This window comes from Streptomyces sp. H27-H5 (assembly GCF_026627505.1).
Lineage (GTDB): Bacteria > Actinomycetota > Actinomycetes > Streptomycetales > Streptomycetaceae > Streptomyces.
This window is the reverse complement of the sequence record NZ_JAPNLK010000037.1, coordinates 62,763-81,452: the sequence shown is the minus strand read 5'-3', so window position 1 is coordinate 81,452 and position 18,690 is coordinate 62,763. Positions and strand designations below refer to the sequence as shown.

Sequence of the window (18,690 nt, the reverse complement as noted above, 5' to 3'; positions counted from 1 at the left end):
AGGGCTGCTTGCCGCCCTCCCGCGCGTCTCCGCGGTCAGGCTGCCCTCAGCTGCACTAGCCTGCTGCGACAGGCCAGCGGCGGGGTCCTTTCACCCCCGCTCGGGGTAGTGGCGCCTCGTGGCGCACAAGGGCGTATTTCCAGGTGAGGTCTTTGCGGGCGGCATCGGCGGCCTGCCGGTCGGTGAGGTTCTCCGCCATCTGCAGCACCGTGACCAGCGCCAACAGGCCCGGCGACAGGGCCGGACGGCCCCGTGACCCGAACGCCGAGGAGAACTCCGCGTCCGGAAACACCTCGGGCAACTGGTCCCGGACCGCCACCGCGAGCGGCGGTTCCCTTCGCGCGTAGATCTTCCGCACCGCCGCAGCGATCTCCGGCGACGGCTCCGGCCACGACCGCGGCGACATCGACACAACAAGCCCCTCCCCGGCCGGACCCTACCGACACAGGAACAACCTGCCCACCCGCTCCCACCAGCACCCTCAGCCACACGAATTAACCATCAGGGTCATTACCGCCCGCAAACGCTGACCCCGGAGGCACCGATGCCCCTGCCCTACCTGCTCTTGGACATCGACGGCGTCCTCATCCCGTTCCCGGCGGCAGATGGCAGCACCCCACCCACCCACGTCCGCCACACCGTACTGCCCACTGGCCGGCACCCCGACGATCCCGTCCCCATCTGGCTCGACCCCAGTCAGGGCCCGGTGCTCACCGATCTCCTGGCCAGCGGCCTCGTCACCCCGGTTTGGTGCACGAGCTGGCGCAAGGACGCCACCACGATCATCGGGCCGCTCCTGGGGTTGCGGGACTTCCCCTACCTCGACCTCCCCCGCCCACAGATCACCACCAGCCATCCCGACGGCTACCTGTGGAAGCGCGACCACGTCGACCCCTGGCTCGGCAGAGCACCCGTCGTCTGGATCGATGACGACTTCACCGTGCTCGACCACGCCTGGGCTGCCGAACGCACCGCCCGCGGCTGCGCCACCCTCCTCGTCCAGCCGGACCCTTACATCGGTCTCCAGCCGAGCCACCTCGCCGATGTGCGGGACTGGGCGGGCCTCCTGGACGCGGCGCTGTGACGCGCCCAGAGCCCTGAGATGACCCCATCTGCCCCTCCACTGCTGTGCCTGCTCGCCTGTGCAGCGGTCGAGACAATCCTGAGAGTCAGCACTGACAATCCGTCGGACAGGGACGCAGTCCCACTGCGTGCCAGCGTGCCGCTCGGACACCCAGCACAAATCCAGCACGGTACGGGTGACGAGGGGTGATGACAGGTGACGAAGGGTCAGATTATCCAGCACCGATCCAGCACGGGAAAAAGCCAAGGGCCCGACCCCGGAGGATCGGACCCCTACTGACCTGCATGTTTACCAGATCAGCGACGTGGTGGTAAGTCAGCCGCTACACATTGAAGCGGAACTCCACCACGTCGCCGTCCTGCATGACGTAGTCCTTGCCTTCCATGCGGGCCTTGCCCTTGGCGCGGGCCTCGGCCACCGAGCCGCAGTCGACCAGGTCGGCGAAGGAGATGATCTCCGCCTTGATGAAGCCGCGCTGGAAGTCGGTGTGGATGACGCCGGCGGCCTCGGGGGCGGTGGCGCCCTTCTTGATGGTCCAGGCGCGGGTTTCCTTCGGGCCGGCCGTCAGGTAGGTCTGCAGGCCCAGGGTGGTGAAGCCGACGCGGCCCAGGGTGGCCATGCCCGGCTCTTCCTGGCCGACCGACTGGAGGAGTTCGAGGGCCTCCTCGTCGTCGAGCTCGATCAGCTCGGCCTCCAGCTTGGCGTTCAGGAAGATCGCCTCGGCCGGGGCGACCAGGGCGCTCTGCTCGGCCTTGAAGGCGTCGTCCGTCAGCTCGTCCTCGTCAACGTTGAAGACGTAGAGGAAGGGCTTGACGGTGAGCAGGTGCAGTTCGTGGAGGAGGTCGCCCTGCTCCGTGCCCTTGCTGATGCCCTGCGAGAAGAGGGTGTGGCCCTCTTCGAGGATCTTCTGCGCCTTCTCGACCGCGGCCAGGACCGCGACCTTCTCCTTCTGGAGGCGGGACTCCTTCGTCAGGCGCGGCACCGCCTTCTCGATGGACTGGAGGTCGGCGAGGATCAGCTCGGTGTTGATGGTCTCGATGTCGTCCTTGGGCGAGACCTTGCCGTCGACGTGGACGACGTTCTCGTCCTTGAAGGCGCGGATGACCTGGCAGATCGCGTCCGACTCGCGGATGTTCGCGAGGAACTTGTTGCCCAGGCCCTCACCCTCGGAGGCGCCGCGGACGATGCCCGCGATGTCGACGAAGTCGACGGTCGCGGGGAGGACCTTCTGCGATCCGAAGATGCCCGCGAGGACGGCCAGCCGCTGGTCCGGGACACCGACGACGCCGACGTTCGGCTCGATGGTGGCGAACGGGTAGTTGGCCGCCAGCACGTCGTTCTTGGTCAGGGCGTTGAACAGGGTCGACTTGCCGACATTCGGCAGGCCGACGATTCCGATCGTGAGCGACACGTTGGCGACTTCCCGTAGCTGGAGGGGGCGGCGGCCCGGGGATGGGCCGTCGGACAGTTTACTTTCCGATGAGTGGCGCTCGTTGTACGCGTGTCCGGGCCCTCGGTCAGGGGCCTCCCCGCCTAGTTTGGTGGGGTGGAGCACTACAGGACGCGTTCAGTACGTCACCCGCGGGGGCAGGTCCCCAGGCAGCAGGCCCCGGGGGCGGCTCGCCCGGCGGGGACGGTCCCTGCCCGGCGGCGGCTGCCCCGGCCGCGGCTGACGGGCCTCGGTGGCGGGCTCTTCGCGTGCGTGGCGATGGCGGGGGTCGCGGGGATCGTCTGGCTGCTGTTCGACGCGTCCCTGTTCGCGTACGGGCTGCTCTTCCTGCCCGTGGCCGCCACGACCGCGTTCTGGGTGCGCCCCGCCGACCTGATCACCGCCCCCATCAGCGCCCCGATCGCGTTCGCGGTCGGGGTCTGGCCCGTCTCCGGGGGTTCCGGTGGCATCGGCGGGCAGCTGATGGGGATCGTCTCGGCGTTGTCCCTGCACGCCGGCTGGCTGTACGCGGGCACGGTCCTCGCGGCCCTGATCGCGCTGGTGCGCAAGGCCGTGCTGATCGGGAAGCGCCGCATGCCCCGCCGGGTGGTCTGAGCCCACCCCGCCGTGACCTGACGGCCACCCCCCGACCCCGCCGCCAGGCCCGCGCTCGGCGAACTCCGAGAGGGACGGCCTAGGTCGAGGCGCCGCGGGCGGCCATCGCCGCTCCGACGATGCCCGCGTTGTTCTGGAGCTTCGCCGGCACGATCTCCGCGCGGATGCCCTCGATCAGCGGCAGGAACTTCTCCGGCTTGCGGCTGACGCCGCCTCCGAGGATAAAGAGCTCCGGGGAGAAGAGCATCTCCACGTGTTCCAGGTACTTTTGGAGCCGGTGCGCCCAGCGCTCCCAGGTGAGGTCGTGGTCCTCCTTGGCCTTGACCGACGCGCGCTTCTCCGCGTCGTGGCCGTGGAGTTCCAGGTGACCCAGTTCGGTGTTGGGGACGAGTCGGCCGTCCGTGAAGAGCGCGCTGCCGATGCCGGTGCCCAGGGTGAGCAGGATGACGGTGCCGGAGACCCCCTTGCCGGCGCCGTACGTCATCTCCGCGACCCCGGCCGCGTCGGCGTCGTTCAGGACGGTCACCGCGAGGCCGTCGAGCCGCTCCGACAGCAGGGCCGCCGTGTCGACCCCGATCCAGGCCTTGTCCATGTTGGCGGCCGTACGGGTGACCCCGCCGGTGACGACGCCCGGGAAGGTGACGCCCACCGGGCCCTTCCAGTCGAAGTGGCGGACCACGTCGACGACACGGTCGGCCACCCCCTCGGGGGTGGCCGGCTGTGGTGTCAGTTCCTTGTGGCGCTCTTGCGCCAACTCGCCGCGCTCCAGGTCCACGGGAGCGCCCTTGATACCGGATCCGCCGATGTCCACGCCGAAGATCTGCATGGGACCACCGTAGAGAAAACGGCGGCGAAGGGCCTACTTCTCGGTCGCGCCGGTCGTACCCGTTGCCCCGGAGGTTCCCGTCGCCCCGACGGCGCCCGCGTCGGCGGTGTCCGCCCCGGCGACGAGTCCCGCCGCCTCGGCGCGCAGGTCGCGGCGGAGTTCCTTGGGCAGCGAGAAGACGATCGACTCCTCGGCCGTCTTGACGATCTCCACGTCCGCGTAGCCGCGCTGCGTCAGCCACTCCAGCACTTCCTCGACCAGGACCTCCGGCACCGAGGCGCCCGAGGTCAGGCCGACGGTGGTGACGCCCTCCAGCCAGGCCTCGTCGATCTCGCTCGCGAAGTCGACCAGGTGGGCGGCGCGGGCGCCGGCGTCGAGGGCCACCTCGACGAGGCGGATCGAGTTCGAGGAGTTCTTGGAGCCGACGACGATGACCAGGTCGGAGTCGGCGCCCATCACCTTGACCGCGGCCTGGCGGTTCGAGGTGGCGTAGCAGATGTCGTCGCTCGGCGGCGAGACGAGCAGCGGGAACTTGGTCTTCAGGGCGTCGACCGTCTCCATGGTCTCGTCGACGGAGAGGGTGGTCTGGGAGAGCCAGACGACCTTCGACTCGTCGCGGACCCGCACGTTGGCGACGTCGTCCGGGCCGTCCACGATGGTGATGTGGTCGGGGGCCTCGCCGGAGGTGCCGATGACCTCCTCGTGGCCCTCGTGGCCGATGAGGAGGATGTCGAAGTCGTCGTTGGCGTAGCGGATGGCTTCCTTGTGGACCTTGGTGACCAGCGGGCAGGTCGCGTCGATCGTCGCGAGCCGGCCGCGCGCCGCCTCCTCGTGGACCACGGGTGCCACGCCGTGCGCGGAGAACATCACGATGGAGCCCTCGGGGACCTCTTCCGTCCGCTCGACGAAGATGGCGCCCTTCTTCTCCAGCGTCTGGACGACGTACTTGTTGTGGACGATCTCGTGGCGTACGTAGACCGGCGCACCGTACTGCTCAAGGGCTTTCTCGACGGCGATCACGGCTCGGTCGACGCCCGCGCAGTATCCGCGCGGGGCGGCGAGCAGAACGCGGCGGGAAGCGGGAGCAGAGGAGGGAGCAGTCATACGCTCCATCGTACGGGGGTCTCCAGCAGGCCGGTCGTCGCCCGTTCGGCACAAACTGGGTCGAACCTCTGTCCTGCTTCTCCCCCGGAGGAACGATGGCGTCCGTGACGGATTCCGGTTCGGCGTCCGAGGCTCCCGCGACGTTGCGGCGCAGCCTCGGCTTTCGCGATCTGGTGGTGTACGGGCTGCTGTTCATCGCCCCCATGGCCCCGGTCGGGATCTTCGGCACCCTCGACGCCAAGTCGCACGGTGCGGTGGCCCTCGTCTACCTCTGCGCGACGGTGGCGATGGCGTTCACGGCGTTCTCGTACGCGCAGATGGTCCGGGTGGCCCCGCAGGCCGGTTCGGTCTTCACGTACGCCCGCAAGGGGCTCGGCGAGGGTGCGGGGCTGATCGCCGGGTGGATGGCGATGCTCGACTACCTGCTGATCCCCGCGGTGGCGTACCTGTTCTCCGGCATCGCGATGAACGCCTTGGTGCCGGAGGTGTCCCGGTGGGTGTGGACGGCGCTGGCGGTGGTGGTGACCACCCTGCTGAACCTGTGGGGCGTACGGGCGGCCGCGCGGGTGGGCTTCGCGGTGCTGGCCCTGGAGATCGTGGTGCTGCTGGTGTTCCTGGTCGCGGCGGTGGTCGCGCTGGCGGAGGGCGGGGCGCGGCGCGGCTGGCTGTCGCCGTTGACGGGGGACGGTTCGCTGGGCTTCTCGACGGCGGCCGTGCTGGGGGCGGTGTCGGTGGCGGTGCTGTCGTACCTGGGCTTCGACGCGATCGCCTCCTTCGCGGAGGAGGTGACGGGCGGCAGTGCGAAGGTGGCGCGGGCGGTGCTGTTCTGTCTGGCGCTGACGGGGGTGCTGTTCGTCGCGCAGACCTACCTGGCGGCGCTGCTGAGCCCGATGACCGCGGCGGAGCTGGCGGCCGATCCGGGTGCGCAGGGGCCGGCGTTCTACAACACGGTGGAGTCGGCGGTCGGGTCCTGGTTGCACGACCTGGTGGCGGTGAGCAAGGCGATCGGGGCGGCCTTCGCGGCGCTGGCCGGGCAGGCGGCGGCGGGTCGGCTGTTGTTCGCCATGGCCCGGGAGCGGCGGCTCCCGCACGTCCTGTCGCGGACCTGGGGCGGGACCCCGCGGGCGGCGCTGCTGGTGGCGGCGACGGTGACGCTGGTCGCGGCGGTGTGGGCGGCCCGGCGCGACGACGGGTTGGACCATCTGGTGTCGGTGGTGGACATCGGGGCGCTGGTGGCGTTCACGCTGCTGCACGCGTCGGTGGTGGGCTGGTTCGTGGTGCAGCGGCGCGAGGGGCCGCCGAACTGGTTCAAGCATGTGGTGATCCCGGTGCTGGGTGCGGCCGTGACCGTCGCGGTGATCGTCGAGGCCTCCCGGGCGGCGCAGCTGGTGGGCGCCGTGTGGCTGGTGGTGGGGTTGGGGGTGTGGGTGGCCCAGCGGGGCCGACGCGCCGGGGATCGGGTCGGGCCCGGGGACGGTGTCGGTTCTGGCGGTTAGCCTGCGTGCATGGGTCTGAATACGTCGGCTGACGCGCCGCTGCCGGTCGGTCGGGTGTCCCGACTCATCGGGGGCTGGATCGACAAGCTCGGTCAGGTGTGGGTGGAGGGGCAGATCACCCAGCTGTCCCGGCGGCCGGGGGCGGGGGTGGTCTTCCTGACGCTCCGCGACCCGTCGCACGACATCTCGCTCAGCGTGACCTGCTTCCGCCAGGTGTACGACGAGGTCGCGGACGCGGTGACGGAGGGCGCGCGGGTCGTCGTCCTGGCCAAGCCGGAGTGGTACGCGCCGCGCGGGCAGTTGTCGCTGCGGGCCACCGAGATACGGCCCGTCGGCATCGGGGAGTTGCTGGCCCGCCTGGAGAAGCTCAAGCGGTCACTGGCCTCCGAGGGCCTGTTCGCGGCGGACCGCAAGAAGTCGTTGCCGTTCCTGCCGCAGCTGATCGGGCTGGTGGTGGGGCGGGCCTCGGCGGCCGAACGGGACGTGCTGGAGAACGCCCGGCGGCGCTGGCCCGCGGTGCGCTTCGAGGTGCGCAACGTGGCCGTGCAGGGGGTGCACGCGGTGCCCCAGGTGATCGAGGCGGTCAAGGAGCTCGACGCGCTGCCCGAGGTCGACGTGATCATCGTGGCGCGCGGCGGGGGCAGCGTGGAGGACCTGCTGCCCTTCTCCGACGAGGAGGTCGTGCGGACGGTCGCGGCGGCCCGTACCCCGGTGGTCTCGGCGATCGGACACGAGCCGGACTCCCCGCTGCTGGACCTGGTCGCGGACCTGCGGGCGTCGACGCCCACGGACGCGGCGAAGAAGGTGGTCCCGGACGTCGGGGAGGAGCTGGAGCGCGTGAGCCAGCTCCAGGCGCGCGGGCTGCGCGCGGTGCGCGGACTGCTCGACCGGGAGGAGCGGGGGCTCGCCCACGCCCTGGCCCGGCCGGTGTTCGTGCATCCGCAGCGGATGGTGGAGACCCGGGAGGCCGAGGTGGAGGCGCTGCTGGCGCGCAGCCGGCGGACGCTGGGGCACCTGTTGGACCGGGCGGATTCCGAGCTGGCGCACACCCGGGCCCGGGTGGTGGCGCTGTCGCCGGCGGCGACCTTGGAGCGCGGGTACGCGGTGCTCCAGCGCGCCGACGGGCACGTGGTGCGTTCGCCGCGGGACGTCGCGCCGGACGAGGTGCTGCGCGCGCGCGTGTCGGCGGGCGAGTTCCACGTACGGGTCGAGGCCGAACCGGCCCCGGACGGCGCGTCGGACGGGGTGTCCGACGGCCCGGCGGAGGGCGCGTCCGACGCCGGATGAGCCCCGGGGGCGGCGACACGTTCCGGCAACAAATTCGTTGTACTACACACATAAGGTGGCAGGGGAATGGCTGAAACCGAGACGGCGCTGGGCTATGAGCAGGCCCGCGACGAGCTGATCGAGGTCGTCCGCAAGCTGGAGGCCGGCGGCACCTCCCTGGAGGACTCGCTGGCGCTCTGGGAGCGCGGCGAGGAGCTGGCGACGGTGTGCCGGCACTGGCTGGAGGGGGCCCGGGCCCGGCTGGACTCGGCCCTGGCGGCCCGGGGCGGGGCGGACGGGGACGAGGGAGACGGCCCCGGCGAGTGATCCGCGGCAGGGAGTGATCCCGGTCACCCTCGGATGGATTTAGTTGAACATTCACATACCTCGGGCCTACAGTGATGACATCGCGCCACACCTCCGTAAAGAAGAAGGCTTTTCGATGTCTCTCGTTCTCGACGCCGCCGCTCAGGACCTGCTGTTCCGCGAGGCCCGCACCGCCAACTCGTTCTCCGACGAGCCGGTGACCGAGGAGCAGGTCCAGGCGATCTACGACCTCGTGAAGTACGGCCCCACCGCGTTCAACCAGACCCCGCTGCGCATCACCCTCGTCCGCTCCCCCGAGGCCCGCGAGCGCCTCGTGAAGCACATGGCCGAGGGCAACCGGGCCAAGACCGCCGCCGCCCCGCTGGTCGCGATCCTGTCGGCGGACAACGAGTTCCACGAGGAGCTCCCGCAGCTCTTCCCGCACTTCCCGCAGGCCAAGGACGCGTTCTTCTCCGAGCGCCCGGTCCGCGAGCAGTCCGCCCTGGTCAACGCCTCGCTGCAGGCCGGCTACTTCATCCTCGGCGTCCGCGCCGCCGGCCTGGCCGCCGGCCCGATGACCGGTCTGGACTTCGCCGGTGTCCAGAAGGAGTTCCTGGACGCCGACCACACCCCGCTGATGGTCGTCAACATCGGCAAGCCGGGCGAGCCCGCCGCCTTCGGTCGCTCCCCGCGCCTGGAGTTCGACCAGGTCATCACCACCGTCTGAGTCTCGACCCGGACGCCGCGCCACGCGCGCGCCGAGCCGTCACACGACGAGAGGCCGCCCACCCCGGATCCGGGGTGGGCGGCCTCTCGTCGTGCGTCACGAGCGCGTGCGTCACGACCCGGACCGGACCCGAGCACGTACGTCACGACCCGGACCCGAGCACGACCGCGCGGGTCACGACCCGGATCGGCCCGAGCTCAGCTCCCCTGCTTGAACTCCAGCGCCGACACCATCGCGCCCAGCCCGTCGAACGAGGCCGTCCCCGTCACGACGGTGACGTACCCCTGCTCCTGGCGGACGAGGGCGTCGTACTTCTCGCCGTCCCACAGCTCCCAGGACCGGTCGCCGATCTGCCGGGTCTCGCCCGTGGCCTTCGCCTGCCGGGTCAGTTTGGCGAGGCGCTTGGCCGAGGCGTCGGTGCTCTGCTCGACGGCCACGTACTGCTCCTGCGGGTCCAGGAAGCCCAGGTGCCAGGCGTTGCCGTCCATCCGGTCGAAGGTGACCGAGGTCGCGCGCCACTTCTCGGGGAGCCCCGCGGGCGCGGCGACCGGGTACGGCGCCGCGCGGCGGGCCGTGGCCGTCTCCACGCGGTAGTCGACCACCCGCGTCGGGTCGGCGTTCTCGTCGTGCGGGATGAACATGTATATCCCCGCGACGACGACACCGATCACCGCCAGCGATCGGACCATGTCCCAAACCGTCTGCTTGCCCTTCATACCTGCCACGGCTCCATGGTCCCCCATCGCCCGGGGCGATCACCCCCGGGGTGGGCGTCGCACCACCCGCCCGGCGGCCCCGTCGCCGCAAGGCGTCCGCTCAGGCCAAACGGCTGACCGATATTCCGCTCATTCGTGACCCGCTCTGCTCAATATGTCGACGTACCGATAGAGTTCCAGCACCCTCACATCCCGGCCGTCGTCGTACAGAAAGGTGCGCTCCGATGACCGAGCACAACCTGCCGCCCCAGCTCGAAGTCTCTCCCGAAGCCCCCGACCGCAACCTCGCCCTGGAGCTTGTCCGGGTGACCGAGGCCGCAGCCATGGCCGCGGGCCGGTGGGTCGGCCGCGGTGACAAGCTCGGCGCGGACGGCGCCGCGGTCAACGCGATGCGGACCCTGATCTCCACCGTGTCGATGAACGGCGTCGTCGTCATCGGCGAGGGGGAGAAGGACGAAGCCCCCATGCTCTTCAACGGCGAGCGGGTCGGCGACGGCACCGGCGCCGAGGTCGACATCGCCGTCGACCCGATCGACGGCACCACCCTGAACGCCAAGGGCATGCCGAACGCCATCGCCGTCCTGGCCGCCGCCGACCGCGGCACCATGTTCGACCCGTCGGCCGTCTTCTACATGGAGAAGCTGGTCACGGGCCCGGAGGCCGCCGACTTCGTCGACATCAACGCCCCCGCCTCGGTGAACATCCGTCGTGTCGCCAAGGCCAAGCAGATGGCCGTCGAGGACGTCACCGTGGTCATCCTCGACCGCCCCCGACACGAGGGCATCGTCAAGGAGATCCGCGAGACCGGCGCGCGGATCAAGTTCATCTCGGACGGCGACGTCGCGGGCTCGGTCATGGCGGTGCGCGAGGGCACCGGCGTGGACCTGCTCCTCGGCATCGGCGGCACTCCCGAGGGCATCATCTCGGCGTGCGCCATCAAGTGCCTCGGCGGCACCATCCAGGGCAAGCTGTGGCCCAAGGACGAGGCGGAGCGCCAGAAGGCCATCGACGCGGGCCACGACCTGGACCGGGTCCTGCACACGAACGACCTGGTGTCCGGCGACAACGTCTTCTTCGTCGCCACCGGCATCACGGACGGCGAGCTGCTGCGCGGCGTCCACTACCGCTCGGAGACCGCGACCACGTCCTCGCTGGTCATGCGCTCCAAGTCGGGGACGATCCGCCAGATCGACTCCACCCACCGGCTGTCGAAGCTGCGCGCGTACAGCGCAATCGACTTCGACCGCGCCCAGTAGGAGCGGTCGGGCCGGCGCGACGCACGGCGAGAGGGGCGGTCCCGTGTGCGGCGGGCCCGCCCCTCTCGCGTACGTGCCGGTTCGCCCCGTACGAGCTCTCGCGCTCCCGGGGGCTCAGCCCGCGGCGGCGATCGTGTCGGTACCGGTGCCGGGGCGCAGTTCGGCGGCCCGGCGGCGCCGGCGGGCCAGCACGACGCGCCGCTCGGCGGCGGTGAGTCCGCCCCAGACCCCGTAGGGCTCGGGCTGGAGCAGTGCGTGCTCCCGACAGGCGACCATCACGGGGCAGCGCGCGCAGACCCGCTTGGCGGCCTCCTCGCGAGCCAGACGGGCCGCGGTGGGCTCCTTGGAGGGCGCGAAGAACAGGCCCGCCTCGTCCCTGCGGCACACCGCCTCCGCGTGCCAGGGGCCGTCCTCTTCCCTCGCCGGCATCCGCGGCCTCGGCACGGCGGTCGGACGCGCCTGAAGACTCTTGACGGCGGCTACCTGCAGGGACTGATGCGGCGGATGCGGCACGGTCTACTCCTGACGACGTATACGCGAGCGAGAGACGATGCACCTGTCCCTACCCGCTGTACGCGCCCCTATGCACTGCGTGCCGCGCGTCGGCCGCTCCGGTGAAGTTCGACCGAAACGCGCCCCCCGCGCCAGGCGCACGCCGGTCGAAGTCCGTTCGCGGTCCGGTCGCATGGCGTTCGCGGTCGGCCCGGAACGGCGCCCCCGTCAGCGGTCCAGGCGCTTGCGGAGCCGGTCCGCGAGGTCGACGAGACGGGCGCCGAGCTTGGGCCGGGCCTCGATGTTGGCCAGCAGCGCGAAGCCCCGGACGATCACCACCGGGGCCTGGGGGTCGGTCTCCCCCCGACTGCGGCCGTGGACCTCGAAGTTGCCGAGGACCCCGCTGCCATAGCCACGCAGCGTGACATTCTCCGGCACCAGGATCTCGACGTTGCCGAGCACGGCGGTGACGTTGATCTCGGTGACCTGCTGCTCGAAGACGGCCTCGGTGAGGTCGATGGTGATGTCCCCGAAGACCGACACGGCGCGGGTGTGCGCGCCCGGGCGCCAACGGCCCCGGCGGGAGGAGCTGCTGAACACGGCGACGACCGTCTCGACCGGCCCGGACGCCGGTGCGGCGGCGGGGGCGGCGCTCGCGGGGGCGGAGCCGGCGGCCGCGGGAAGGTCCCTCACGAGCACGTCCAGTTCCCCGACCGTCTTGACGGCGTAGAGGGTGTCCAGGCGGTCGGAGTGCTCCTCGGCGGTCAGTCGGCCCTCGGCCACGGCATCGGCGAGGATCTGCGCGATCCGGTCCCGGTCGGCGTCGGAGGCGCGCAGCTCGGCGGCCGGGGCGGCAGCGGATGCGGCGGGGGCGGCGGTGTGCTTTTCCAGGTCCACGCGGACCAGCATAGCGAGACACGATAGATCGCGATACTCCCCGTCACCCGTCCAGTGAGCCTTACCTCACAAGCACGTCCCGGGACGGAGGTCCTACGCTGGTAAGCCGCGCTGCCAATTGGTCGCCAGCGCCGTCTGCCGAGTGAGGAATGACTGCCGTCATGCCAGAGTTTGCGTACACCGACCTGTTGCCCCTGGGCGAGGACACCACCCCCTACCGGCTGGTGACCGCGGAGGGCGTCTCGACCTTCGAGGCCGACGGCCGTACGTTCCTCAAGGTCGAGCCGGAGGCGCTGCGCAAGCTCGCCGAAGAGGCGATCCACGACATCCAGCACTACCTGCGTCCCGCGCACCTCGCGCAGCTGCGCCGGATCATCGACGACCCCGAGGCCTCCGCGAACGACAAGTTCGTGGCGCTGGACCTGCTGAAGAACGCGAACATCGCGGCGGCCGGCGTCCTGCCGATGTGCCAGGACACGGGCACGGCCATCGTCATGGGCAAGCGCGGTCAGAACGTGCTCACCGAGGGCGGTGACGAGGCGGCCCTGTCGCGCGGCATCTACGACGCGTACACCCGCCTGAACCTGCGCTACTCGCAGATGGCCCCCCTCACCATGTGGGAGGAGAAGAACACCGGCTCGAACCTGCCCGCGCAGATCGAGCTGTACGCGACGGACGGCGGCGCGTACAAGTTCCTCTTCATGGCCAAGGGCGGCGGCTCGGCCAACAAGTCCTTCCTCTACCAGGAGACCAAGGCGGTCCTGAACGAGGCCTCCATGATGAAGTTCCTGGAGGAGAAGATCCGTTCGCTGGGCACGGCGGCCTGCCCGCCCTACCACCTGGCGATCGTGGTCGGCGGCACGTCGGCGGAGCACGCGCTCAAGACGGCGAAGTACGCCTCCGCGCACTACCTGGACGAGCTGCCCCGCGAGGGTTCCCCGCTGGGCCACGGCTTCCGCGACGAGGCCCTGGAGCAGCAGGTCTTCGAGCTGACCCAGAGGATCGGCATCGGCGCGCAGTTCGGCGGCAAGTACTTCTGCCACGACGTGCGCGTGGTGCGCCTCCCGCGCCACGGCGCCTCCCTGCCCGTCGCGATCGCCGTGTCCTGCTCGGCGGACCGTCAGGCCACCGCGAAGATCACCGCCGAGGGGGTCTTCCTGGAGCAGCTGGAGACCGACCCGGCGCGGTTCCTGCCCGAGACCACGGACGAGCACCTCGACGACGCGGCGGACGTGGTGTCGATCGACCTGAACCGGCCGATGGACGAGATCCTGGCGACGCTGACCAGGCACCCGGTCAAGACCCGCCTGTCCCTGAGCGGACCGCTGGTCGTGGCGCGCGACATCGCGCACGCCAAGATCAAGGAGCTGCTGGACACGGGTGCGGAGATGCCGCAGTACCTGAAGGACCACCCGGTCTACTACGCGGGCCCCGCGAAGACCCCCGAGGGCTACGCCTCCGGCTCCTTCGGCCCGACCACGGCCGGCCGCATGGACTCCTACGTCGAGCAGTTCCAGGCGGCGGGCGGCTCCAAGGTCATGCTGGCCAAGGGCAACCGTTCGCAGCAGGTGACGGACGCCTGCGGCACGCACGGCGGGTTCTACCTGGGTTCGATCGGCGGCCCGGCGGCGCGGCTGGCCCAGGACTGCATCAAGAAGGTCGAGGTCCTGGAGTACGAGGAGCTCGGCATGGAGGCGGTCTGGCGGATCGAGGTCGAGGACTTCCCGGCGTTCATCGTGGTGGACGACAAGGGCAACGACTTCTTCCAAAATCCGGCCCCGGAGCCGACGTTCACCCACATCCCGGTGCGCGGCCCGGGTCTGTGACGCGCCGCTCCTGACAGGCCGGCCGACGCGCACCGGCTCCTGACGCGCACCGGTTCGTGACGCACCACGAGGGCCCCTCCGCCGATCGGCGGAGGGGCCCTCGCGCGTGTCCGGGTGCGAGTGGTCGTGGAGCCCCGGGGCCTAGTGCTGTCGCCTGGGCGGGCGCCTGGGATGCGGGGAGATCGGGGGCATCGGCCGGGGCGGCCGCACGCAGCGCCGCCTCGACCCGGCGGTTGCCGGTCATGGTCGCGGTGACGGCGGTCATGGCGAGGAGCAGGCCGGCGGCGGCGTAGAGCGGGGTGCGCACGTCGTAGGTGGTGGCCAGCCAGCCGCCGAGGAAGGCGCCGAACGGGGCGGCGCACATGGAGAGCATGCGGGAGGTGGAGGCCACCCGGCCCATCAGGTGGGCGGGGACGATCGTCTGTCGCAGGGAGGGGGCGAGCACCATCGTGGCGCCCATGCCCGCTCCGCAGACGGCGAGCGCGAGCCCGGCGACGTACGGGTTCGGGGCGGCGGCAAGGCCCAGGATGGCGAGCCCCTCGACCGCGGCCGTGCAGGTCAGCCCGGTGCCGGTGCCGAGTCGTCGGCCGAGGAAGGAGGCGATGCCCGCGCCGAGCAGACCGCCGGTGGCCTCCGCCGTGAGGAGCAGGCCGAAGCCGAAGGTGTCGTTGCCGAGACGATCGTGCGCGAAGAGGGCGAGTACGGTCTCCACCGCGAGGAAGGCGATGTTCCCGACCGCCGGACGCAGCGCGAGCCCGAGCAGCAGCCGGTCCCGGAACACGTACGAGGCGCCGGCCCGCGCCTGCCGCAGCAGCGATTCACGGGCCTGCGGTACGGGCCGGGGTGCGGCGGGCAGCGACCGTACGAGCAGCGCGGAGAGCGCGAACGACACCGCGTCGGCGAGCAGTGGAACCGCCCGCCCGAGCGCGAGCAGCGCACTGCCCGCGGGCGGCCCCGCGAAGCCGGACGCGGCGGTCTGGGCGCCGCGCAGGCGGGAGTTGGCGCGCTCCAGGAGCGCGGGGTCGCGGCCGAGCAGATCCGGCAGATAGGCCGTGGCGGCCGTGTCGAAGAAGAGCCCGCCGAGGCCGAGGAGGAAGGCGACGGCCGCGAGCAGCGGGATGCTCAGCAGGTCGAGCGCGGCCGCTCCCGCCGGTATCGCGAGCAGCGCCGCACGCGCGGCGTCCGTGACCCACATGGTGCGCCGGCGGTCCCAGCGGTCCACCAGAGCGCCGCCCAGCACCCCGAAGAGCAGCCACGGCAGCGTTCCGGCGGCCGTGACGACGGCGAGCGCCATCGGGTCCCGCGTCAACGTCAACGCGAGCAGCGGCAGCGCGGCATGTGTCACCCCGTCACCGAGCGAGGACACCGTCCGTGCGGTCCACAGCCGTCCGAACCCGGCCGGCAACTTTCCTGCTTCCAAGGTCACTCGGACTCCCCGTCGGTCTGCTCGTGCGAGGTCGGGTGGAACAGTGCGAAGACGAGTGACGTGTCCGGCAGCGATGGATCGGACAGCTCCCGGTACTCGTCCGCCAGTGCCCGCAACCGCGCCCCCAGCTCCGCGAACTGCTCGTCGGTGAGCCGCAGATGCGCCATCCGCACGTGCCGCTCGCCGTCCGCCGGCGACGCCTCCAGGTCCGCGACCGCGTGCCGCATCAGCAGGTCCGGGCCCCCCTCGCCCGGATCCGGCAGCTCGATCGAGCGTGCCGCCATGGCGTAGTACCGCTCGGTGACCCCCCGGACCTTCCGCGTGCGCACGACCTTCACCAAGCCGGCCCGTTCGAGCAGCCGTACGTGGTAGCTGGAACTCCCTTTCGCGAGGCCCACTCGCGCGGCGATCTGGGTGATCGTCGCGGGCTCGAAGCGGAGCACGGCCATGATCCGGTGACGCGTGAGATTGGAGACGGCGCGCAGCTGCTCGTCGGTGGTGACGCGGAAGGTCTCGGGGAGATCGTCGGTGGGCATGCCTCAATGGCCAACACTTCTTGACCATTGCGCAAGGGATTTCCGTTTCGGGCTTCCGGGCGGGGTGGGGAGCACGTGCGCGGACCCGGCCCGCTTCGCCGCGGTCGTGCGGGGGCGCTTCGACGTCACTCCCCCGCCGCTGCCGCCGACGAGCCCCGAGCCGGCGCGTCCGGTTAACGTCGGGGTGACAGGGACGCACCGCTCCGTTCACCCCGGTTCGCAAGGATCTCCGCATGACCGCGACGCCTCCGCTTCCGCCCCGCGCCATCCGCGTGATCGCCCACCGCGGGGCCTCCCACGAGCACCCCGAGCACACCCTGGCCGCCTACCGGCAGGCCGTGGAGGACGGCGCGGACGCGCTGGAGTGCGACGTCCGGCTCACCGCCGACCACCGGCTGGTCTGTGTGCACGACCGGCGCGTGGAGCGGACCTCCGACGGGCGCGGGGCGGTCTCCGCGATGACGTACGAGGAGTTGGTGGCGCTCGACTTCGGGGCGTGGAAGGGGGCCGGGCACGCCGGCGCCCGGGTGCTGCTCTTCGAGGACCTGCTCCGGGAGGCCCTGGCCGCGCCGCGGCCGGTCGGGCTCGCCGTCGAGACGAAGCACCCGTCGCGCGCGGGCGGCCGGCTGGAGGTCGAGCTGGTGCGGATGCTCCGGGAGTACGGGCTGGCCGACGGGTCCGCGGGCCGCGTCGAGGTGATGAGCTTCTCCCGCACCGCTCTGACCCGGCTGCACCGGCTGGCTCCGGGGCTGCCCTCCGTGTACCTGATGGAGCGCCGGCTGCGGCCGGTGCGGCCGCCGTACGCCACGCACGCGGGCCCGGGCATCGAGCTCGTCCGCCGGTCCCCTGGGCTGGTGGGGCGGTTGAAGGCCAAGGGGCTGTCGGTGCGGGTGTGGACCGTGGACGAGCCGGAGGACGTGGAGCTGTGCGTGCGGCTCGGCGTGGACACGCTGATCACCAACCGGCCGCGGGACGTGCGCAAGCTGCTGCGGGACATGTGACACCCGGCCGGGGTGCGCCGGCCGGGTGTGGGGGGTGGACGGGGTGGGTGGTGCGGGGCGGTTACGCGAAGCGCTGGTTGGCGGAACCGTTGCAGGGCTGCAGGCGCAGTTGCTCGTGGGCGGCGGCCACGGTCAGGCACATGCCGGGCGCCGCCGCGGGGCGCAGGGTGGCGCCGTCGCGGACGAACTGCTGGTTGGCGCCGCCGTGGCAGTTCCACAGGATCAGGCCGGTGCCGTTGCCGTAGGCGCCGCCCGGGGCGTCGACGCAGCGGTCCTGGGTCAGCTCGACGTGGAGGGCCTTGCGGGCGGTGTCGTACCACCAGCCCTGGTTGCGGCCGCCGTGGCAGTCCCAGGCCACCACCTTGGTGTTGTTGGCGCTCGCGCCGCCGTTGGAGTCCAGGCAGTTGCCGGTGGCCTCGTTCCTGAGCGGCTTGTACAGGTCGTCCCAGGCTCCGGCCTGGAGGACCGGGGCGCCGGTGCTCGCGGGGTCGGCGCAGGAGGCCTCGCGCAGGCCCGAGGTGTAGAGCTGGGTCAGGCAGGAGGCGAAGGCGCCGTGGCCCCGGTAGTTGGGGTGGAAGGACTGCCGGGCGGTGTTCTCGTCCCACGGGAAGTGGTCCCCGAGGTCGAGGTAGAGGCCGCGGGCCCAGGCGTCCTCCATGCACACCTCGTGGCCGTGGAAGAGCCGGGAGTTGTCCAGGTAGGTGGCGCCGGAGGCGAGGGCGGCGGCCCGCATGCCCTTCTCGAAGGCGGGTACCGCTTGATTGCGGCCCCAGGTGGCGTCGGAGTCGTAGCCGGCGCAGCCGCCGGGGAGCTTGCCGGGGAAGTTCGGGTTGTCGTTGAAGTCGGGGCCGATCGGGCTGGGGTAGCCCATCATGACGAGCTTGTAGTCGGTGTCGGCGTAGCCCGCGTCGCGCATGACCGTCTTGAGGTCGGCGACGGTGGCCTCCACCTTGGGCTTCAGGCCGTCGACGCGCGCCTGCCAGCCGGGGCCGTACTTGGGTTCGCAGGTGCCCTGAGCGAGCACCCAGCGGGTGACGCAGTCGGTCATGACGGGGCCGAACTGGAGGTCGTCGTTGGCGCCGGCGACCAGCAGCACCATCTTGATCTTGGTGTTGCGGGCCTTGATGGCGAGGTTGTCGCTCTGCACGAGTTCGTCGGCGTACTGCTTGCTGCCGCCGATCCTGATGTTGCCCGTGTAGCCGCCGGAACAGGCGACGTTGAAGGTCAGGTCGGCGGGGATGCCGGTGCGGTGGATCGCGGAGTCCGGCGAGCGGTGGCACTGGTTGTTCGGGGTGTTGGTCGCGGGGTCGTAGGCGCCGACGCCCTCGCCCGAGATCTCGCTGTCGCCGAGCGAGATCAGGCCGGTCTTGCGCTCCGCGAGCGGGCGGATGACAGAGTCACCGTAGATCTTGGTCGCCTCGGCGGCCCGGATCGCCTCCAGTTCCGGCGAGAGAGGGGTGACGGCGGCGACGGGCGCCGCCTGGGCCATGGGAGTGACGGCGCCGACGCCGCCGAGGGCGGCCGCGATCGCCGTGACGGCGACGACGGTAGATCTGAGCATGGGTCTGGTACGCGCACGTGCCATGAACGCCTCCCCGAGATCGGTGTTACCCCCGGTATTTACTGGCCGGTAGATGACTTGGGAACAGTTCGAACAAGACAATTGCTCAACTTTTTGAGGAGGCCA

General features: G+C 71.2%; 18 protein-coding genes and 1 pseudogene. 9 read left to right on the top strand and 10 right to left on the bottom strand.

Annotated features, from left to right (window positions below):
• Window positions 1-127 precede the first annotated feature (127 nt).
• Window positions 128-406, bottom strand: a pseudogene (locus OTB19_RS19790) (transposase); the annotation flags it as partial.
• A gap of 138 nt (window positions 407-544) precedes the next feature.
• Between OTB19_RS19790 and OTB19_RS19785 the strand changes: the two are divergent.
• Window positions 545-1,084, top strand: coding sequence for an HAD domain-containing protein (locus OTB19_RS19785; RefSeq protein ID WP_267799634.1), 540 nt, complete (start codon window positions 545-547; stop codon window positions 1,082-1,084).
• A 322-nt stretch (window positions 1,085-1,406) separates the two neighbouring features.
• On the opposite strand, the gene ychF is transcribed toward OTB19_RS19785, so the two are convergent.
• The gene (gene ychF, locus OTB19_RS19780; protein ID WP_266949602.1) at window positions 1,407-2,495 is read right to left on the bottom strand and encodes a redox-regulated ATPase YchF; all 1,089 of its coding nucleotides are present in this window, start codon (window positions 2,493-2,495) and stop codon (window positions 1,407-1,409) included.
• 135 nt (window positions 2,496-2,630) lie between these two features.
• Here ychF and OTB19_RS19775 point away from each other — a divergent pair, with 135 nt between their 5' ends.
• Entirely contained in the window at window positions 2,631-3,128 is a 498-nt protein-coding gene (locus tag OTB19_RS19775) for a DUF6542 domain-containing protein (RefSeq protein ID WP_420716869.1), read from the top strand.
• A gap of 79 nt (window positions 3,129-3,207) precedes the next feature.
• On the opposite strand, the gene ppgK is transcribed toward OTB19_RS19775, so the two are convergent.
• Both ppgK and OTB19_RS19765 read right to left on the bottom strand, forming a co-directional pair.
• Entirely contained in the window at window positions 3,208-3,954 is a 747-nt protein-coding gene (gene ppgK, locus OTB19_RS19770) for a polyphosphate--glucose phosphotransferase (protein ID WP_267799633.1), read from the bottom strand.
• Window positions 3,955-3,987: 33 nt separating this feature from the next.
• Window positions 3,988-5,067: a 4-hydroxy-3-methylbut-2-enyl diphosphate reductase gene (locus tag OTB19_RS19765; protein ID WP_420716868.1), complete on the bottom strand. Its 1,080-nt coding sequence runs from the start codon at window positions 5,065-5,067 to the stop codon at window positions 3,988-3,990.
• An 86-nt stretch (window positions 5,068-5,153) separates the two neighbouring features.
• Here OTB19_RS19765 and OTB19_RS19760 point away from each other — a divergent pair, with 86 nt between their 5' ends.
• The 4 genes from OTB19_RS19760 to OTB19_RS19745 all read left to right on the top strand — a co-directional run bounded on the left by OTB19_RS19760 (window position 5,154) and on the right by OTB19_RS19745 (window position 8,853).
• Window positions 5,154-6,554, top strand: a complete 1,401-nt coding sequence (locus OTB19_RS19760; protein ID WP_267799631.1) for an APC family permease — start codon at window positions 5,154-5,156, stop codon at window positions 6,552-6,554.
• Between the two features lie 9 nt (window positions 6,555-6,563).
• A complete protein-coding gene (gene xseA, locus OTB19_RS19755) occupies window positions 6,564-7,841 on the top strand; it encodes an exodeoxyribonuclease VII large subunit (protein WP_267799630.1) in 1,278 nt (425 codons plus the stop codon).
• 66 nt (window positions 7,842-7,907) lie between these two features.
• On the top strand, window positions 7,908-8,147 hold the full coding sequence (locus tag OTB19_RS19750; RefSeq protein ID WP_267799628.1) for an exodeoxyribonuclease VII small subunit: 240 nt from the start codon (window positions 7,908-7,910) through the stop codon (window positions 8,145-8,147).
• A 115-nt stretch (window positions 8,148-8,262) separates the two neighbouring features.
• Window positions 8,263-8,853, top strand: a complete 591-nt coding sequence (locus tag OTB19_RS19745) for a malonic semialdehyde reductase (RefSeq protein WP_267799626.1) — start codon at window positions 8,263-8,265, stop codon at window positions 8,851-8,853.
• 197 nt (window positions 8,854-9,050) lie between these two features.
• Here OTB19_RS19745 and OTB19_RS19740 read toward each other — a convergent pair whose 3' ends face one another.
• A complete protein-coding gene (locus OTB19_RS19740) occupies window positions 9,051-9,569 on the bottom strand; it encodes a DUF4245 domain-containing protein (RefSeq protein WP_267799636.1) in 519 nt (172 codons plus the stop codon).
• A gap of 224 nt (window positions 9,570-9,793) precedes the next feature.
• On the opposite strand from OTB19_RS19740, the gene glpX reads away from it, so the two are divergent.
• Window positions 9,794-10,825, top strand: coding sequence for a class II fructose-bisphosphatase (gene glpX, locus OTB19_RS19735; RefSeq protein ID WP_267799624.1), 1,032 nt, complete (start codon window positions 9,794-9,796; stop codon window positions 10,823-10,825).
• A 114-nt stretch (window positions 10,826-10,939) separates the two neighbouring features.
• Here glpX and OTB19_RS19730 read toward each other — a convergent pair whose 3' ends face one another.
• Both OTB19_RS19730 and OTB19_RS19725 read right to left on the bottom strand, forming a co-directional pair.
• Complete coding sequence (locus tag OTB19_RS19730) at window positions 10,940-11,338, bottom strand: WhiB family transcriptional regulator (protein ID WP_420716867.1); 399 nt, start codon at window positions 11,336-11,338, stop codon at window positions 10,940-10,942.
• 207 nt (window positions 11,339-11,545) lie between these two features.
• On the bottom strand, window positions 11,546-12,214 hold the full coding sequence (locus OTB19_RS19725) for a DUF1707 SHOCT-like domain-containing protein (protein WP_267799622.1): 669 nt from the start codon (window positions 12,212-12,214) through the stop codon (window positions 11,546-11,548).
• 161 nt (window positions 12,215-12,375) lie between these two features.
• On the opposite strand from OTB19_RS19725, the gene OTB19_RS19720 reads away from it, so the two are divergent.
• Window positions 12,376-14,040: a fumarate hydratase gene (locus tag OTB19_RS19720; protein WP_267799621.1), complete on the top strand. Its 1,665-nt coding sequence runs from the start codon at window positions 12,376-12,378 to the stop codon at window positions 14,038-14,040.
• Here the strand turns inward: OTB19_RS19720 and OTB19_RS19715 are convergent.
• A complete protein-coding gene (locus OTB19_RS19715; RefSeq protein ID WP_420716871.1) occupies window positions 14,006-15,445 on the bottom strand; it encodes an MFS transporter in 1,440 nt (479 codons plus the stop codon). The genes OTB19_RS19720 and OTB19_RS19715 overlap by 35 nt on opposite strands.
• A gap of 17 nt (window positions 15,446-15,462) precedes the next feature.
• The gene (locus tag OTB19_RS19710) at window positions 15,463-16,002 is read right to left on the bottom strand and encodes an ArsR/SmtB family transcription factor (RefSeq protein WP_267799618.1); all 540 of its coding nucleotides are present in this window, start codon (window positions 16,000-16,002) and stop codon (window positions 15,463-15,465) included.
• Between the two features lie 233 nt (window positions 16,003-16,235).
• Here OTB19_RS19710 and OTB19_RS19705 point away from each other — a divergent pair, with 233 nt between their 5' ends.
• On the top strand, window positions 16,236-17,003 hold the full coding sequence (locus OTB19_RS19705) for a glycerophosphodiester phosphodiesterase (RefSeq protein WP_267799617.1): 768 nt from the start codon (window positions 16,236-16,238) through the stop codon (window positions 17,001-17,003).
• A gap of 61 nt (window positions 17,004-17,064) precedes the next feature.
• Here OTB19_RS19705 and OTB19_RS19700 read toward each other — a convergent pair whose 3' ends face one another.
• Window positions 17,065-18,564, bottom strand: a complete 1,500-nt coding sequence (locus tag OTB19_RS19700) for a ricin-type beta-trefoil lectin domain protein (protein WP_420716866.1) — start codon at window positions 18,562-18,564, stop codon at window positions 17,065-17,067.
• Between the last annotated feature and the right edge of the window lie 126 nt (window positions 18,565-18,690).

Coding starts and splice junctions, on each gene's coding strand:
- OTB19_RS19785 (WP_267799634.1), top strand. CDS start 545: ATGCCCCTGCCCTACCTGCTCTTGGACATCGACGGCGTCCTCATCCCG.
- ppgK (WP_267799633.1), bottom strand. CDS start 3,954: ATGCAGATCTTCGGCGTGGACATCGGCGGATCCGGTATCAAGGGCGCT.
- OTB19_RS19765 (WP_420716868.1), bottom strand. CDS start 5,067: ATGGAGCGTATGACTGCTCCCTCCTCTGCTCCCGCTTCCCGCCGCGTT.
- OTB19_RS19760 (WP_267799631.1), top strand. CDS start 5,154: ATGGCGTCCGTGACGGATTCCGGTTCGGCGTCCGAGGCTCCCGCGACG.
- xseA (WP_267799630.1), top strand. CDS start 6,564: ATGGGTCTGAATACGTCGGCTGACGCGCCGCTGCCGGTCGGTCGGGTG.
- OTB19_RS19750 (WP_267799628.1), top strand. CDS start 7,908: ATGGCTGAAACCGAGACGGCGCTGGGCTATGAGCAGGCCCGCGACGAG.
- OTB19_RS19745 (WP_267799626.1), top strand. CDS start 8,263: ATGTCTCTCGTTCTCGACGCCGCCGCTCAGGACCTGCTGTTCCGCGAG.
- OTB19_RS19740 (WP_267799636.1), bottom strand. CDS start 9,569: ATGAAGGGCAAGCAGACGGTTTGGGACATGGTCCGATCGCTGGCGGTG.
- glpX (WP_267799624.1), top strand. CDS start 9,794: ATGACCGAGCACAACCTGCCGCCCCAGCTCGAAGTCTCTCCCGAAGCC.
- OTB19_RS19720 (WP_267799621.1), top strand. CDS start 12,376: ATGCCAGAGTTTGCGTACACCGACCTGTTGCCCCTGGGCGAGGACACC.
- OTB19_RS19710 (WP_267799618.1), bottom strand. CDS start 16,002: ATGCCCACCGACGATCTCCCCGAGACCTTCCGCGTCACCACCGACGAG.
- OTB19_RS19705 (WP_267799617.1), top strand. CDS start 16,236: ATGACCGCGACGCCTCCGCTTCCGCCCCGCGCCATCCGCGTGATCGCC.
- OTB19_RS19700 (WP_420716866.1), bottom strand. CDS start 18,564: ATGCTCAGATCTACCGTCGTCGCCGTCACGGCGATCGCGGCCGCCCTC.